Annotated in this window: 13 protein-coding genes; 5 read left to right on the top strand and 8 right to left on the bottom strand. The window is 72.6% G+C overall.

Annotation, left to right across the window (positions count from 1 at the left end; genetic code table 11):
- Window positions 1-16 precede the first annotated feature (16 nt).
- Both NAEX_RS37565 and moaC read right to left on the bottom strand, forming a co-directional pair.
- Window positions 17-628 (bottom strand): GNAT family N-acetyltransferase, encoded by a 612-nt coding sequence (locus NAEX_RS37565; protein ID WP_143141167.1) that lies wholly within the window; start codon window positions 626-628, stop codon window positions 17-19.
- The gene (gene moaC, locus NAEX_RS37560; RefSeq protein ID WP_096332281.1) at window positions 625-1113 is read right to left on the bottom strand and encodes a cyclic pyranopterin monophosphate synthase MoaC; all 489 of its coding nucleotides are present in this window, start codon (window positions 1111-1113) and stop codon (window positions 625-627) included. The genes NAEX_RS37565 and moaC overlap by 4 nt, the downstream gene beginning before the upstream one ends.
- 196 nt (window positions 1114-1309) lie before the next feature.
- Between moaC and pntA the strand changes: the two genes are divergently transcribed.
- The 5 genes from pntA (at window position 1310) to NAEX_RS37535 (ending at window position 6486) form a co-directional block, all read left to right on the top strand.
- Window positions 1310-2902: a Re/Si-specific NAD(P)(+) transhydrogenase subunit alpha gene (gene pntA / locus NAEX_RS37555; RefSeq protein WP_096332280.1), complete on the top strand. Its 1593-nt coding sequence runs from the start codon at window positions 1310-1312 to the stop codon at window positions 2900-2902.
- 18 nt (window positions 2903-2920) lie between these two features.
- Window positions 2921-4333: an NAD(P)(+) transhydrogenase (Re/Si-specific) subunit beta gene (locus tag NAEX_RS37550; protein ID WP_096332279.1), complete on the top strand. Its 1413-nt coding sequence runs from the start codon at window positions 2921-2923 to the stop codon at window positions 4331-4333.
- Window positions 4334-4471: 138 nt separating this feature from the next.
- Window positions 4472-4765, top strand: a complete 294-nt coding sequence (locus NAEX_RS37545) for a helix-turn-helix domain-containing protein (protein WP_096332278.1) — start codon at window positions 4472-4474, stop codon at window positions 4763-4765.
- Window positions 4762-6042: a type II toxin-antitoxin system HipA family toxin gene (locus tag NAEX_RS37540; protein ID WP_096332277.1), complete on the top strand. Its 1281-nt coding sequence runs from the start codon at window positions 4762-4764 to the stop codon at window positions 6040-6042. The genes NAEX_RS37545 and NAEX_RS37540 overlap by 4 nt, the downstream gene beginning before the upstream one ends.
- Before the next feature lie 78 nt (window positions 6043-6120).
- Window positions 6121-6486: a winged helix-turn-helix transcriptional regulator gene (locus tag NAEX_RS37535; RefSeq protein WP_096332276.1), complete on the top strand. Its 366-nt coding sequence runs from the start codon at window positions 6121-6123 to the stop codon at window positions 6484-6486.
- 230 nt (window positions 6487-6716) lie between these two features.
- Here NAEX_RS37535 and NAEX_RS37530 read toward each other — a convergent pair whose 3' ends face one another.
- The 6 genes from NAEX_RS37530 to NAEX_RS37505 form a co-directional block, all read right to left on the bottom strand.
- Window positions 6717-8459: a hypothetical protein gene (locus NAEX_RS37530; RefSeq protein WP_143141166.1), complete on the bottom strand. Its 1743-nt coding sequence runs from the start codon at window positions 8457-8459 to the stop codon at window positions 6717-6719.
- Between the two features lie 16 nt (window positions 8460-8475).
- A complete protein-coding gene (locus tag NAEX_RS37525; RefSeq protein ID WP_170136337.1) occupies window positions 8476-10089 on the bottom strand; it encodes an ATP-binding cassette domain-containing protein in 1614 nt (537 codons plus the stop codon).
- Window positions 10090-10180: 91 nt separating this feature from the next.
- Window positions 10181-11008: a PHP domain-containing protein gene (locus NAEX_RS37520; RefSeq protein WP_096332273.1), complete on the bottom strand. Its 828-nt coding sequence runs from the start codon at window positions 11006-11008 to the stop codon at window positions 10181-10183.
- Window positions 11008-11958 (bottom strand): Ppx/GppA phosphatase family protein, encoded by a 951-nt coding sequence (locus tag NAEX_RS37515; RefSeq protein ID WP_096332272.1) that lies wholly within the window; start codon window positions 11956-11958, stop codon window positions 11008-11010. Before NAEX_RS37515 ends, NAEX_RS37520 begins: the two co-directional genes overlap by 1 nt.
- A 12-nt stretch (window positions 11959-11970) precedes the next feature.
- Window positions 11971-13245: a PD40 domain-containing protein gene (locus NAEX_RS37510; protein WP_096332271.1), complete on the bottom strand. Its 1275-nt coding sequence runs from the start codon at window positions 13243-13245 to the stop codon at window positions 11971-11973.
- Window positions 13246-13450: 205 nt separating this feature from the next.
- Window positions 13451-14302, bottom strand: coding sequence for a hypothetical protein (locus NAEX_RS37505; protein WP_096332270.1), 852 nt, complete (start codon window positions 14300-14302; stop codon window positions 13451-13453).
- Window positions 14303-14312: the final 10 nt, after the last annotated feature.

Genomic DNA, 14312 nt, shown 5'->3' with positions numbered 1-14312 from the left:
CTCCATCCGCCACGGATCAGCGGCGCGCCGGCGGCCGCTCCATCCGCCAGAACCGCACGCCACCGAGGTGGGCGAGGTCGTGCTCGCCGACGACCTCGTAGCCGTAGCGCATGTAGAGGCGCTTGGCCGGCTCGCGGTCGGTCTCGAGGTAGCACGGCACGCGGGCCGCGTCGGCGCGGGCCGACAGCGCGCGCAGCAGCGCCGAGCCGAGCCGGCGCCCCTGCAGGGCAGGTTCGACCCCCAGCACCGCGAGGAAGAAGTGCGGCGCGCGCGGGTGATGCGTGCGCAGGAACTCGTCGAGCCGCAGCAGCCGGACCAGCGCGCGCGGGCCTGTGCTGACGCCCGCGAGGTACATCGGCAGCAGCGCTCGCCCGCGCGGCTTCTGACCTGGCCCATAGGACAGGCTCACCGCCGCCACCTCGCCGCCGACGCGGATCACCTCGACCGTCCCGCTGAGCAGCGCCATCCCGGACAGCCCGCCCATCAAGCGAGTGGCCCGCCCCAGCCGCGTCGGGCGCTCCTCGCCGAGCGTGGCGACCATGCCCGGGTTGTCGCAGAACGCCCGCCCGAGCAGCCCGCGCAGCTCGGCCGCCGCGCCGGCGAAGCGCTCGACCCGCGGCTCGCTCACGGCGCGTCCCCGCGGGTCCACACGCCCGACTTCCCGCCTGACTTTTCGACCAGGTAGACCGACTCGATCGTCATCCCGCGGTCGATCGCCTTGCACATGTCGTAGATCGTCAGCGCCGCGGCGGCCGCCGCCGTCATCGCCTCCATCTCCGGGCCGGTGCGGTCGACGGCGCTGACGCGGACGGTGGCGCGGACGCCGGGGAGTTCGGGCTCGAGCGCGAAGTCGACGTCGATCCCGGTCAGCCGCACCGGGTGGCACAGCGGGATGAGCTGCGGCGTCTGCTTCGCGCCCGCGATCGCGGCCAGGCGGGCCACCGCGAGCACGTCGCCCTTGCCGATCTGGCCCTCGCGGATCCGCTCGAGCGTGGCCGGGGCCATGCGCACGCGGGCCTCGGCCACCGCGGCGCGCGCCGTCTCCGGCTTGTCGGTCACGGCGACCATGCGCGCCGCCCCGGAGGGGTCGAAGTGGGTCAGGGGCTCGGCCATGGCCGAGGCTAGCGCCGGGCGAGGCGAGGTCGTGCGCTCGTGGGCCCGCTCAAGCTCACACGCCTGCGGTCGGGCGCCGCGCGGCCGGATTTGCCGATTGTGGCGAGGAAACGGCTAGAGCCGCGAACGACCTCATGATATCTCTCGGGCCGGCTGCCGCGGCCTCGTTGGGCCCGCCTCGCAAGCCCGCAACGCTATGAAGATCGGCATTCCGAAGGAGATCTACCCGGGCGAGCGCCGGGTGGCTGCCACCCCTGACACCGCCAAGCGCCTGCAGAGTCAGGGCTTCTCCGTCGTGGTCGAGTCCGGCGCCGGCGCGGCCGCCGAATTCGGCGACGACGCCTATGCCAGCGTCGGCTGCGGGATCGCGGCCGATGCCGCCGGTCTTTGGGGACAGGTCGATATCGTCCTCAAGGTCCGCCCGCCAAGCAGCTTCGAGGCCGACCTCGCGCGCGAGGGCCAGGTGCTCATCAGCTTCATCTGGCCGGCGCAGAACCTTGACCTGGTCGAGCGCCTGCGCAGCCGCGGCGTCACCGTGCTCGGCATGGACGCGGTCCCGCGGATCTCCCGCGCGCAGAAGCTCGACGCCCTGTCGTCGATGGGCAACATCTCCGGCTACCGCGCCGTCATCGAGGCCGCCAACGTGTTCGGCCGCTTCTTCACCGGCCAGATCACCGCGGCCGGCAAGGTCCCGCCGGCCAAGCTGCTGGTGATCGGCGCCGGCGTGGCCGGCCTCGCCGTCATCGGCGTCGCGCGCGGCCTCGGTGCGATCGTCCGCGCCTTCGACACCCGCCCCGTCGTCAAGGAGCAGGTCGAGAGCATGGGCGCCGAGTTCCTCGAGCTCGACTTCCAGGAGGACGGCACCGGCGTCGGCGGCTACGCCAAGGAGATGAGCCCGGCCTTCATCGCCGCCGAGATGGACCTGTTCCGCCGCCAGGCGGAGGAGGTCGACATCATCGTCACGACCGCGCTGATCCCCGGCAAGCCGGCGCCCAAGCTGATCTTGCGCGACATGGTCGAACGCATGAAGCCCGGCTCGGTCATCGTCGACCTGGCCGCCGAGACAGGTGGCAACTGCGAGCTGACCCAGCCCGGCGAGAAGATCGTCCACGCCGGCGTCACGATCATCGGCTACACCGACCTGCCGAGCCGCATGGCCGCGCAGTCGAGCCAGCTCTACGGCACCAACCTGTGCCACCTGCTCGACGACATGGGCAAGGCCGCGAACTTCCGCATCGACGAGAACGACGAGGTCGTGCGCGGCTGCCTCATCACCTACCGGGGCGAGCTCAAGTGGCCCCCGCCGCGGCCCGCAGCGCCCGCCGCCCCTGCGCCTGCGCCTGCGGCCGCGCCGAAGCCCGCCGCCCCCGTCGCCGCCGCCCCCGAACCGCCGCGCTTGTCGGCTCCGCCGGCGAAGAGCCACGGCCACGGCCCGCCGGGGGGCGAGTCGAGCCCGTGGCCGCTCGTGCTCGCCGGCGTCGCGCTGGTCGGCATCGGCGTCGGCGTCGACGACAAGTCGAGCTTCCTCAGCCACTTCACCGTGTTCGTGCTGGCCTGCTTCATCGGCTACCAGGTCGTCTGGAGCGTCTCGCCGGCGCTGCACACCCCGCTGATGAGCGTCACCAACGCGATCAGCGGCATCATCATCATCGGCGGCATGCTGCAGATCTCGGGCGCCCCGACCTCGGCGGCGACCTTGCTCGGCGCGGCCGCCATCTTGCTGGCGATGATCAACGTCGCCGGCGGCTTCCTCGTCACCCAGCGCATGCTGAAGATGTTCCGCAAGTAAGCGGCGGGGACCTCCACGATGTCGTACAGCCTCCTCACCGTCATCTACATCGCCGCCAGCGCGCTGTTCATCCTCAGCCTCGGCGGCCTCTCGCGCCAGGAGACCGCCCGCCGCGGCAACCTCTACGGCATCATCGGCATGCTGCTCGCGGTCGTCGCCACCGCCGTCGGCATGAACGCCGACAAGATGATGAACATCAGCGGCAGCGGCTTCGCCATCCTCGCCGCCGCGATCATCCCCGGCGCGCTGATCGGCGCCGTCCTGGCCGCCCGCGTCGCCATGACCGCGATGCCCGAGCTCGTCGCCGTGCTGCACAGCTTCGTCGGCGCCGCCGCGGTGCTGGTCGGCCTGTCGTCGTACCTCGGCGCCACGAGCCACGCCGACACGGTCCACAACGTCGAGATCTACATCGGCGTGTTCATCGGCGCGATCACCTTCACCGGCTCGATCATCGCCTTCCTCAAGCTGCGCGGCAGCATCGGCGGCAAGCCGCTGACCCTGCCCGGCCGTCACCTGCTCAACCTGGCGATGGTGCTCGGCTGCGTGTTCCTCGGCTGGCAGTTCCTCGCCGACCCGCACCACGGCCTCACCCCGCTGCTGATCATGACCGGCATCGCCAGCGTGATCGGCGTCCACATGGTCATGGCCATCGGCGGCGCCGACATGCCCGTCGTGGTGTCGATGCTCAACAGCTACTCCGGCTGGGCCGCCGCCGCCGCCGGCTTCATGCTGAGCAACGATCTCCTGATCGTCACCGGCGCGCTGGTCGGCAGCAGCGGCGCGATCCTCTCGTACATCATGTGCCGGGCGATGAACCGCTCGTTCATCAGCGTCATCGCCGGCGGCTTCGGCTCGGACGGCGGGGCCCCGGCGCCCAAGGGCGCCGTCGCCCAGCCGGTCGGCGAGTGCCGCGAGATCGACCTCGACGGCACCGTCGAGCTGATGCGCTCCGCTCGCAACATCATGGTCGTGCCCGGCTACGGCATGGCGGTCGCGCAGGCGCAGCACCCGGTGGCCGAGATCGCCAAGATCCTGCGCAAGGCCGGCGCCAACTTCCGCTTCGCCATCCACCCGGTCGCGGGCCGCCTGCCCGGCCACATGAACGTGCTCCTGGCCGAGGCCAACGTGCCCTACGACATCGTCCTCGAGATGGACGAGATCAACCACGACTGCCCGAACACCGACCTCGTGCTCGTCATCGGCGCCAACGACATCGTCAACCCCGGCGCCCAGGACGACCCCTCCAGCCCGATCGCCGGCATGCCCGTGATCGAGGTGTGGAAGGCCAAGACGGTGATCGTCATGAAGCGCGGCAAGGGCGTCGGCTACGCCGGCGTCGACAACCCGCTCTTCTACAAGGAGAACACCCGCATGCTCTACGGCGACGCCAAGAAGAACGTCGACGCCCTGCTCGGCAAGCTCCGCGGCTGAGAGGTCCGGAGTCACGCCACGAAGCCCGCCCCTCGCTCGAGGCGGCGGGCTTTCTCGCGCGCGGCCTGCCCATGTTACAGCACATATTTTTACCTTAATTCGGTTGTCCGCCCCTCAAAAGAAACTATATTATCCTTTATGCTCTTCACCGCCGAGGAGGTCGCGCAGCGCCTGGCCGGGCGCATGAAGGAGCTCCGGCTGGCGCGCGACTGGAAGCGCGAGACGCTGGCGGAGCGGGCCGGCATCAGCGCCGGCACGGTCAAGCGGTTCGAGACGACCGGCCAGATCGCGCTCGACAACCTGCTCAAGCTCGCGCTCGCGCTCGGCTGTCTCGACCAGTTCGAGGCGGTGTTCGCCCCGCCGCCCGCGCGCTCGCTGGCCGAGCTCGAGCGGCGCAGCCAGGCGCCCGCGCGCCAGCGAGGTCGGCGATGACGCCGCTCGTTCGCAAGCTCGAGGTCCGGCTCGAGCGCGCCGCCGACGACATCGGGGTCGTCGGCCACCTGCTGCTGCACGAGCGCGCCATCTACTTCGAGTACGCCCCGGCCTGGCTGGCCCGCGGCCCCTCGATCTCGCCGCTCAAGCTGGCCCTTCAGCCAGGCATCTTCAAAGCCCCGGCGACCACGCGCCTGCACGGCGTGTTCGCCGACGCCCTGCCCGACGGCTGGGGCCTCTTGCTGATGGACCGGCTGTTCCGCAAGCGCGGCCTCGTGCCCGAGCAGCTGTCGCCGCTCGATCGCCTCGCGCACCTCGGCGCGCGCACCATGGGCGCCCTGACCTTCCACCCGTGTACCGACGCCGAGCCCGTCGCCGACCGATCGATCCCCCTCGACCGGCTCGCCGCCGCCGCCGAGGAGGTCTACCGCGGCCACCCGTCGGAGCTCCTGCCGGTGCTGCAGCACGCCGGCGGCTCGCCCGGCGGCGCGCGGCCGAAGGTGCTCGTGGCTGTCCGCGGGGACAGCATGGTCTTTGGGACAGCCGTGCCGCCGCCGGGCCACGAGCCGTGGCTGATCAAGTTCTGGGCCGGCGACGAGCAGCGCGACGTAGGGGCGATCGAGCACGTCTACGCCCGCCTCGCGCGCCACGCCGGACTCTGGGTGCCCGACACGCGGCTGTTCGTGGCGAAGAACGGCCAGCGGTTCTTCGGCGTGCGCCGGTTCGACCGCGACGAGGCCGGCGCGCGCACCCACGTCCACACCCTCGCCGGCCTGCTCGACGCCGACTTCCGCGAGCCGAACCTCGACTACGACATGCTGCTGCGCGTCACCATGCACCTCACGCGCGCGCAGCCCGACGTGCGGCAGGCCTTCCGGCAGATGGTGTTCAACGTGCTCGCGCACAACCGCGACGACCACGGCAAGAACTTCTCCTTCCTCATGGACCGCGAGGGCGGCTGGCGGCTGTCGCCCGCCTACGACCTCAACTTCGTCGCCGGCCCGGGCGGCGAGCACACCATGACGCTCGACGGCGAGGGCCGTCGCCCGACCTGGCAGCACATGCTGCGCCTGGCCCGGCGCGCCTCGATCGACGAGAAGACCGCGCGGGCGATCGTCGACGAGGTGCGCGCCGCCCTGGCGCGCTGGCCTCGCGAGGCGCGGGCGGTCGAGGTCGCTCCTGCCACCATCAGCGACATCGGCCGCCGGCTCGACGCCGTCGCGGCCGAGGCCGAGCTGCCCGGCAGCGGCGCCGCCCGGCGAACCCGCCGCCGCTGACGGCGCGGCCACGCCCAGGCAGTTCGCCGTCCATTTCGCCGGCCGCCTGGGTTATGAAAAGGAACCGAGTCCCCGACCATGCACGAGCAAGAGACCTGTGTGGCGGTGCGCGACGTCCTGAGCCGCGTCGGCGACAAGTGGAGCGTCCTCGTCGTCAGCATGCTGCGCGACCGCCCGCTGCGGTTCAGCGAGCTGCGGCGGACGATCGAGGGCATCTCCCAGCGCATGCTGACCTTGACCCTGCGCGGCCTCGAGCGCGACGGCCTGGTCGCCCGCACCGTCACCCCGACCGTCCCGCCGCGCGTCGACTACGCGCTGACCGACCTCGGCCGCACCCTGCTCGACCCGGTGCTCGCCCTGGCCGCCTGGGCCGACGGCCACCGCGGCGAGATTGCCCGCGCCCGCGAGCGCTTCGACCGCAAGGACCCGGGCAAGCAGGACTGACCGCCGCAGCCGCGCGATCCAGCGGACGCCTGAAAAACATGTCTTTTACGGCATGTCCATCAGGGCATGCTCGCATGGACATGCCCTCCGAGGCATCCGATCGCAGCCGCGCACCACGCCCTCGCTCCTTTTATTGTTCCGCGTGAGGGGGTGATGGAGGACCTCGGCCGTCCCAACCTCCGCGCCCCCTCAGGCGGGACGAGCCTCAAGGCCGCCCTTGCAGCTCCGCCTCAGCGCACCTCGGCCGCCACGCGCAGCACGCCCGGGGCCGGATAGGTGATCGCCAGATCGGCCAGCTCCAGCCCGCCGTCGCGCAGCGCTCGCGTGCCGTCGCGCAGCAGCGCCCGCACCTCGATCCCCGGCAGCCCCGCGGCGCCCGGGGCGAGCAGCGCGTCGAGCCTCGCCTCGACGTCGCCCATCTCGAGCAGCGCGGCGAAGCACGGCCACAGCGCCCCGGCGCGCGCACACGACAGGCGCAGGCGGTCGAGCGCCCCGGACAGCGCGAGCCGCCCGCGCGCGGCGTCGTAGTGCGGGCGCACGAACCCGCGCCCCGCGACCAGCACCTCGCCGGGATCCTCGCCCTCGGTGCCCGTCAGCCCCAGCCGCAGCCCCGCGACGGTCAGGGCCCAGCCGTCACCTGTCCCCGGGGACAGCGACGGCGGCAGGCGGACCTCGATCTCCGCCAGCCCGAGCGTCGTCCACTCGCCGAGCGCCGCGTCGACCCGCTCGACCCATTGCGCCCGCCCCATCAGGTCGCCGAGCAGCCCGTTGGCGGTCCACGCGTCGAGCAGCGCGTCGACGGTGTCGAGGCTGAGCTCGACCTCCGCGTCGGCCTGCGGCGCCACCGGCCGCAGCGGCGGCAGCTCGATCCCGTGCCGCGCCGGCCCCGGAATCGCCGCCAGCCGCGTGCGCACCCGGCTCGCCTCCTCGCGGGTCGTCGGATCAGGTCGGTCTGGCCGCACGGACAGGTGCGCCGCGATCCCGCCCGACTCGATGGCCACCGCGCAGAACGCCAGCGTCGCGCGCGAGCGCGGCTCGCCGACGATCAGCTCGGCGCGCTCGGGGATCAGCGGGATCGCGCTGGCCACCGCCAGCGCCGCCGTCAGCTGCGTCTCGACCTCCTGCCGGGCCCGCCGGTCGATGTAGCCGTCGGCCAGCGCGTAGCCGGCCAGCGCCCCGAGCGGCGCCAGCGGCCCCGTCACGATCGCCCCGAGCCCCGCCGCCCCGAGCGTCGCCCGCGTGCGCAGCTTCCCGGTGAACTCGACCGGCCCGAGCGAGGCCAGGCGCACGCCGAGCTGGCGCGGACCGGCCACCCGCACCTCGAGCGCCCCGGACACCGCGATCCGGTGCTCCCCGGCGAGCGCGACGCGGAACCACAGCGCGTCGCCCTGCAGCGTCACGCTCGCCTCCTCGAGCGTCGTCCCCGGCCCGAGCAGCCCGATCGACGGCGCGGCCGCCAGCAGCTTCTCGCGCAGCGGCGGCAGGACCAGCCGATCGATCGCGGCGGCCGCCACCCGCACCCCTGCCCCGCACCCCGGCGAGTCGTCGTAGCGCGCGCGGAACGGCCCGACCAGCGCCGCGTCGGTCGCCACCTCGGCGCCCCCCTGCCGCGGCAGCTCGACCTCGATCAACCGCAGACCCGGCGCCTCGCCGAGCTCGACCGACAATGCCCCCTCAAACATGCCCTCTTGCACATGTCCTTCCGGACTTCCCGCAGCGTCATTCGTCCCTTCGGACATGTTCTTCAGCACATGTCCTGCAGGACCGACACGGACCTCCCCGTCGACGCGCACCACCGCCCGCGCCGCCAGCTCGGTCGGCACCACCCGCCCCGACCAGCGCCCGTCCGTCGCCGGCGCGTGCGGGCGTGCGACCTCGACGCGGAACGGCTCGACGGCGGCCGCCTCGAGCAGCGCCCCGCGCCCGACGGCCAGCAGCGCGCCCGCCAGCGCCAGCCCGGCCAGGCCGGCCATCGACGCGAGCCGCCACTTATCCTCCGCGAGCGCCATACAGCACGACCAGCGACGCCAGCTCGAGCGCCACCACCCACAGCGTACAGGCCATCACGCTGCGCACCATCGCCGCGGTCACGGCGTCGGCGCTGGCCTTGTCGCTGGAGCCCTTCGCCACCGCGTCCGCCGCGATCCCGCCGGCGTAGAGCGCGACCAGCACGAGCGCGCGCGCGCGGAACGGCGCGCGCGCGGCCGGCGGATCGAGCAGGTCGGCGGTGACGACCACCCAGGGATCGGCGATCGCCGGGACCTGCACCTTCAAGTAGACGAGCCCGCCGAGCACCATCCCGCCGGTGAACACCGCCGCCAGCACCACGTACGCGAGCGCCAGCCCGAGCACCGCCGGCAGCCACAGGTAGCGCGCCTCGGCGATCCCGAGCCCGCGCAACGCCGCCGTCTGGCGCGTCAACGACATCCCGCCGAGCCACGCCGCGACCGCGCTGCCCGAGGTCGCCGCGAACAGGATCGCCGACAGCGGCGGCGCCAGGGCCAGCACGTGCATCGACCCGATCAGGGCGAAGATCTTGTCCGGCCGCACCGGCACCCCGCCGCCCGAGAACGCGCGATGGAAGATGTAGAGCAGCGTGAACCCGACCAGCAGCGACACCGCGGCGATGAAGCCGAGCGGGCGCCACAGCCCCTGGGCGAACGTCACCCGGGCCACCTCGGCGAAGTCGCGCGGCCGGGCCAGCGCCGCCGGGGCGGCCGCCAGCGCCCGGGCCAGCACCGCGAACGGCGCCGACATGTCCGCAAAGACAGCCTTGATCCGCGCCCACGGCCGCACGCGCGGCCGGCCGCCGGCATGACCTGTCTCTTTGGCCAGCAGCTCGCGCAGCGCCGCGCCGAGCGCCGTCACCGTCGCGGCCGCCGTCTCGCCGCGGGTGATCGGCAGCTCGACCAGGCACCCCGCCGCCGAATCGAGGTAGAGGAAGCGATCGGCGAAGCCGGCCGCGAACTCGAGGTCGTGGGTGATCGCCAGCGCGGCCGCGCTCTGGCCGGCGATCTGCCCGCGCAGCGCCGTCGCCAGCCGATCGACGCGCAGCGGGTCGAGCCCGACCGACGGCTCGTCGAGCAGCAAGATCCGCCGCCCGCCCGCCAGCGTGCGCGCGACCGCCAGGCGCTGGGCCTCGCCGCCGCTGACGTGCGCGACCGCCTGTCCCTCGTCGCGCCACCGCCGCGGCAGGTCGAGCGCGGCGATCCAGCGCTCGACCTCCTGCGGCGTCGCGGGCACCGGCTGCTCGGCGTTGCGCAGCGCCAGGGCGATGTTGCCGGCCGCGCTCAGGTGGTCGAGCAGCGCCCCGCGCTGCGGCACGATCCCGACCGCGCCGGCCGCCGTGAACGTCGCCGCGCGGACCGTGAACCCCCGCGCGCGCAGGCCCTCCGCGTCGTGCAGCGCCGCCATCAGCGTCGACTTGCCGGCCCCGCTGGCCCCGAACACCGCGGCCGTCTCGCCGGCCCGCAGCGTCAGCGCCAGCGCCTCGACCAGCGGTGAGCCGTCCGGCCGCGCGATCGACAGCCCCTCGACGCGCAGCAGCACCGGCCGCTCCTCGCCCCGCCGCTCCGCCCCGGTCTCGCCGCCGCCCGCGCTCACCTGTACCTGCCTCTTCGACCCTGCCCGTTCGGACCTGGCCATTCGCACCTGTCGTAAAGTTCAAACCGGACGCGGCGCCCCCGGCCCGCGCTCACTCCGTCAGCCAGGCCTGCAGGCGCTCCGCGTGGCGCTCGGGCAGATCGATGCCCGGCTGACGGATCTCCGGCACCGCCGCCCCGTGGAAGTCCGACCCGCCGGTGACGACCAGCTCGCGCCGCTTCGCCACGTTCAGCCACAACCCGCGCTCCTGCGACCCGTAGCGGCCGTAGTAGGCCTCGATGCCCTCGAGACCGGCCGACTTGTACTGCGCGAACATCTCGTCGACGAGCTGCGGCGAGCGCAGCGTGTGCGGGTGGGCCAGCGACATCTTGGCCCCCGAGTTGCGGCCGAGGCGGAGGCCCTCGTCGAGCGACACCCGCTCGAGCGCGACGTCGGCCGGGCCGCCGTCGTGGAGGTAGCGCTCGAACGCCTCGCGCTGCGAGCGGACCACCCCGGCCTCGACCAGCGCGCGCGCGACGTCGGGCCGGCCGGGCGTGTGGCCGTGGGTGGCGATGAGGATCTTCTCGCCGTCGAGCTTGACCCCGAGCCGGCGCAGGCGGGCGATGATCGCCTTGAGCCGCGCGCGCCTGTCCTCGAGGACATGTTCGAGCCGGCCCTGCAGCGCCGTCAGCCCGCTCCCGTCGCGGATCCCGTAGATCAGCAGGTGGACCGTCTTGCCGGCGTGGCGGCAGCTCAGCTCGACCCCCCGCAGCACCCGGGTGTTCGGCAGCGCCGCCGCGGTCGCCTCGTAGCCGGCCACCGAGTCGTGGTCGGTCAGACAGAACAGCTGGACGCCCTCGGCCTGCGCGCGCGTGGCCACCTCGGTCGGCGTCAAACTGCCGTCCGAGCAGGTCGAGTGGCAGTGGAGGTCGACGCGCATCAATCCTTCTCGATCAGCGCGTAGCGCAGCCCGCGGTCGCGCACGACCAGGCTGCTGGCCCCGCAGTGCTGCATCGCCGCCACCAGGATCGTCAGCCCGGCGACGATCACGTCGGCGCGCGCCGGGTCGAGCGCCGGCCAGATTTGGCACCGCTCCTCCGCGGTGACCTGGGCCGCGCGATCGCGGAGGTCGCGGACCTGGACGTAGGCGAACGCCTTGCAGTCGACCGCCTCGCGGTCGTACGCCTGCAGCCCGCGCAGCATCGCCGCCGCGGTCGTGACCGTGCCCGCGAGGCCGGTGAGGATCGGGTACGGCTCCAGCGGCTGCCCGCGCTGGAACGTCTCCAGCGCCTCGATCTCGATCTGCGCGACCTCGGCCGGCTCCGGCGGATCGTGGGCCACGAACCGCTCGTACAGGCGCACCGCGCCGATCGGGTGCGACACCGACGAGATCAGCCGCTCGCCCTCGCCCACCGCGAGCTCGGTCGAGCCGCCGCCGATGTCGAGCACGCGCAGCGGCGCGGCCGAGCCGTGCTCCTGCGCGACCGAGCGGAACGACAGCTCGGCCTCCTCCGCGCCGCTGAGCAGCCGCACCGGCGCCCCGAGCACCTCGCCCGCCGGACGCAGGAATTCGTCGCGGTTCTTGGCCAGGCGCACGCCCTCGGTCGTGACCGCCAGCGGCGTCGCGCCGTACTGCGCCGCCGTCGCGCGGTACTGCTTCAGCACCTCGAGCGTACGCGCGATCGACTCCGACGCCAGCACGCCGGTCGCGGCGACGCCCTTGCCGAGGCGGGTGATCGTCGCCTGGTCGAGCGCGATCTCGATCTCCTCGCCGCGCCAGCGGGCGACGAGCAGCAGGACGCTGTTGGTCCCGATATCGATGACCGCGCGCCAGGATCCTCGCGGATCCGCGGCGCGCGGCGTCGCAGGCTCACCTGAGTTTGGGAACATGTCCCGAAGGACCTACTCGCTGCGCGGGCCCCAGTCGGGCGTGGTGCCGGCCTTGGCAATGACCTGCTGGTTGTTGCCCTTGTCGTTGGCGACGACGATGCCGCCGACGGTCGACTGGAACGCGATCATGCGGCCGTCGGGCGACCAGGTCGGGTCGAGGTTGCGGCCCGGGTTCTGGGTCAGGCGCGCCAGCTTGCCGCTGCCGACGTCGATCGAGAAGATGTCGTAGCGGTTGGAGTTGTCGCGGCCGGCGTAGGCGACGAGGTTGGCGCGGGCGCCCTGGCCGGGGTTCCAGTCGGGCGTCTGGTTGTAGCTGCCCTGCTTGGTCAGGCGGGTCGCGCCGGCGCCGTTGGAGCCCATGCGGAACACCTGCGGACCGCCGGAGCGGCTCGACACGAACGCGAGCTGGTTCGAGCCCGGGCTCCACGTCGGCGAGCCGTCGATCGCCGCGTTGTTGGTGAGGCGGGCCTTGATCGTGCCGCCGGTGTCGATCAGGTAGATCTCGGAGTTGCCGTCCTTCGACAGCGTGAGCGCGATGCTCGAGCCGTCGGGGCTCATCACGCCGCCGAGGTTGAGGCCGCGCTGGGTGCTGATCCGGCTCAGCGAGCCGCCGGAGCTCATCCACAGGTCGGGGTTGCGCTTGGCGTAGGAGGTGAAGAGCACCTGCCCGCCGGGGCCGATCGACGGCGAGATGTTGAGCGAGCGGTTGTTGGTGATCGAGGCCGGCGACTCGCCGTTCATCTCGATCGTGAACACGTTCTTCGTGACCGTGGGCGTGCGGTTGGTGCGGACGAACGCGATGCGCGAGCCGAACACGCCGGGGATCTTCGTGTAGTGCTCGATCACGTCGTTCATGAACCGGTTGGCGGCCTTGAGCGGATCGTTGGCCGCGTAGCCGCGCGACAGCACCGGCTTGCCGCCCGCGCCGAGGTCGAACAGGCGGAACTTGAACTGACCGCCGACCTCGTCGGCGAGGATGACGGCCTGGGCGCCGATGTCCTGCCAGCCCTTCTGGTCGAAGTCGTTGGCCTTGATCAGCGCGGCCGGGATGCTGCGGCGGTCGATGACCTCGAAGCCGCTCGAGATCAGCGCGTTCTTGCGCAGGATGTCGCCGATGCGGCCGTCGGCCGGGACCGCGAGACGCAGCAGCGTGAACCCGCCGCCGAGGTCGACCTCCGAGCCCGCGGCCGGAGCCGCGTTGGCCAGGGCCGGCTGTTTGCCCGCGTAAAACGAGGCGCTGAGCAGGAGGGTGGCGAGGAAAGAAGTTCCGAGCAGGGTCCGCTTCATGGGCGATGGCACCTTCTGAGCGTGCCAACCATACCCGCCCGTCAAGCCCTGGGGAACCCCCCCGCGGGCCAATTGTGGCCCTTGCGAGCGCGGCCGTGCTTGGGGGCTCGCTGCACCGCCCGGCCGCCGCAATCGGCCGAACGGCAGCCCGCTCGGCCGCCCGCGGACAAAATGTCAACTGCCGGGCCGAGGCGCGGCGGCTCGGCTACTTGACCGAGCCGGCGCCCGCACCCTTGCCGCGCCACGTGAACTCGTACTGGATCTTCTTGCACTTGCCCTTGAGCAGGTCGGCCACGCCGGCCGGGATGCTGACCTTGAGCCCCTCGATGGTGCTCTTGATCCGCGCGTCCAGCGTGGGGTCGCCCGTGCCCTGCTTCTGCTGCGCCGACAGCTTGCCGTCGGGGCAGACCTCGAGGCGGAACTTGAAGGTCGCGTCCTTGCCCTCGGCGCCGAAGGTGCCGACCTTCATGCCGTTCAACACCTTCATGACCTCGGTGGCCCACGGGTCGCCTTCCTTGAAGGTGTCGGACCAGCCGCCGGGATCGCCGAACGGATCGCCGGGCAGCTCCTTGACCGTCGGCAGGTCGTTGTGCGGCGTGTTCGAGTCCTGGTTCTTGTCGGACTCCTTGGCGCCCTTCTTGTTGGGGTCGGGCTTCTCGGTCGACTTGGTGTCGTTCTTCTTCGGCTCGTTCTTTTTCGGCTCGTTCGTCGGCTTCGCCTTCTCGTCGGTGGTCACCGTCGTCTCGGCGGCCTGCTCGGCGGCGACCGTCTTCTCGACGATGATCTTCTCCGGGATCTGCGTCGGGTCGAGCTTGGGCCCGAGGCGCACCAGCTCGCCGGGCATGAACTCCATCTCGAGCTCGTCGTCCTCTTCCGCCGAGACCTCGAAGGTCGGCCCGAACATCACCAGGGCGGCCACGCCGCCGGTGAGCAGCGCCGAGCCCAGCAGGCTGCCGAAGAACGCCGTCGGGTTGCGCAGGATGTCGCCGAACTGGCGGCCCAGCTCGACGAACGGCGACAGCAGCATCGGCACGGTGCGGACTTTGATCTCGGACATCGCTCGTTCC

The sequence above is a fragment of the Nannocystis exedens genome (assembly GCF_002343915.1).
GTDB classification, from domain to species: Bacteria; Myxococcota_A; Polyangia; order Nannocystales; family Nannocystaceae; genus Nannocystis; species Nannocystis exedens.
The sequence above is the reverse complement of the archived record's forward strand: the minus strand, read 5'-3'. Positions and strand labels throughout refer to the sequence as shown.

Bases quoted from the DNA above. Each gene is read 5' to 3' on its own strand.
- NAEX_RS37515 (WP_096332272.1), bottom strand. From the start codon at position 11,958: ATGTTCCCAAACTCAGGTGAGCCTGCGACGCCGCGCGCCGCGGATCCG.
- NAEX_RS37545 (WP_096332278.1), top strand. From the start codon at position 4,472: ATGCTCTTCACCGCCGAGGAGGTCGCGCAGCGCCTGGCCGGGCGCATG.
- NAEX_RS37520 (WP_096332273.1), bottom strand. From the start codon at position 11,008: ATGCGCGTCGACCTCCACTGCCACTCGACCTGCTCGGACGGCAGTTTG.
- NAEX_RS37530 (WP_143141166.1), bottom strand. From the start codon at position 8,459: ATGGCCGGCCTGGCCGGGCTGGCGCTGGCGGGCGCGCTGCTGGCCGTC.
- pntA (WP_096332280.1), top strand. From the start codon at position 1,310: ATGAAGATCGGCATTCCGAAGGAGATCTACCCGGGCGAGCGCCGGGTG.
- NAEX_RS37540 (WP_096332277.1), top strand. From the start codon at position 4,762: ATGACGCCGCTCGTTCGCAAGCTCGAGGTCCGGCTCGAGCGCGCCGCC.
- NAEX_RS37505 (WP_096332270.1), bottom strand. From the start codon at position 14,302: ATGTCCGAGATCAAAGTCCGCACCGTGCCGATGCTGCTGTCGCCGTTC.
- NAEX_RS37535 (WP_096332276.1), top strand. From the start codon at position 6,121: ATGCACGAGCAAGAGACCTGTGTGGCGGTGCGCGACGTCCTGAGCCGC.
- NAEX_RS37550 (WP_096332279.1), top strand. From the start codon at position 2,921: ATGTCGTACAGCCTCCTCACCGTCATCTACATCGCCGCCAGCGCGCTG.
- moaC (WP_096332281.1), bottom strand. From the start codon at position 1,113: ATGGCCGAGCCCCTGACCCACTTCGACCCCTCCGGGGCGGCGCGCATG.
- NAEX_RS37510 (WP_096332271.1), bottom strand. From the start codon at position 13,245: ATGAAGCGGACCCTGCTCGGAACTTCTTTCCTCGCCACCCTCCTGCTC.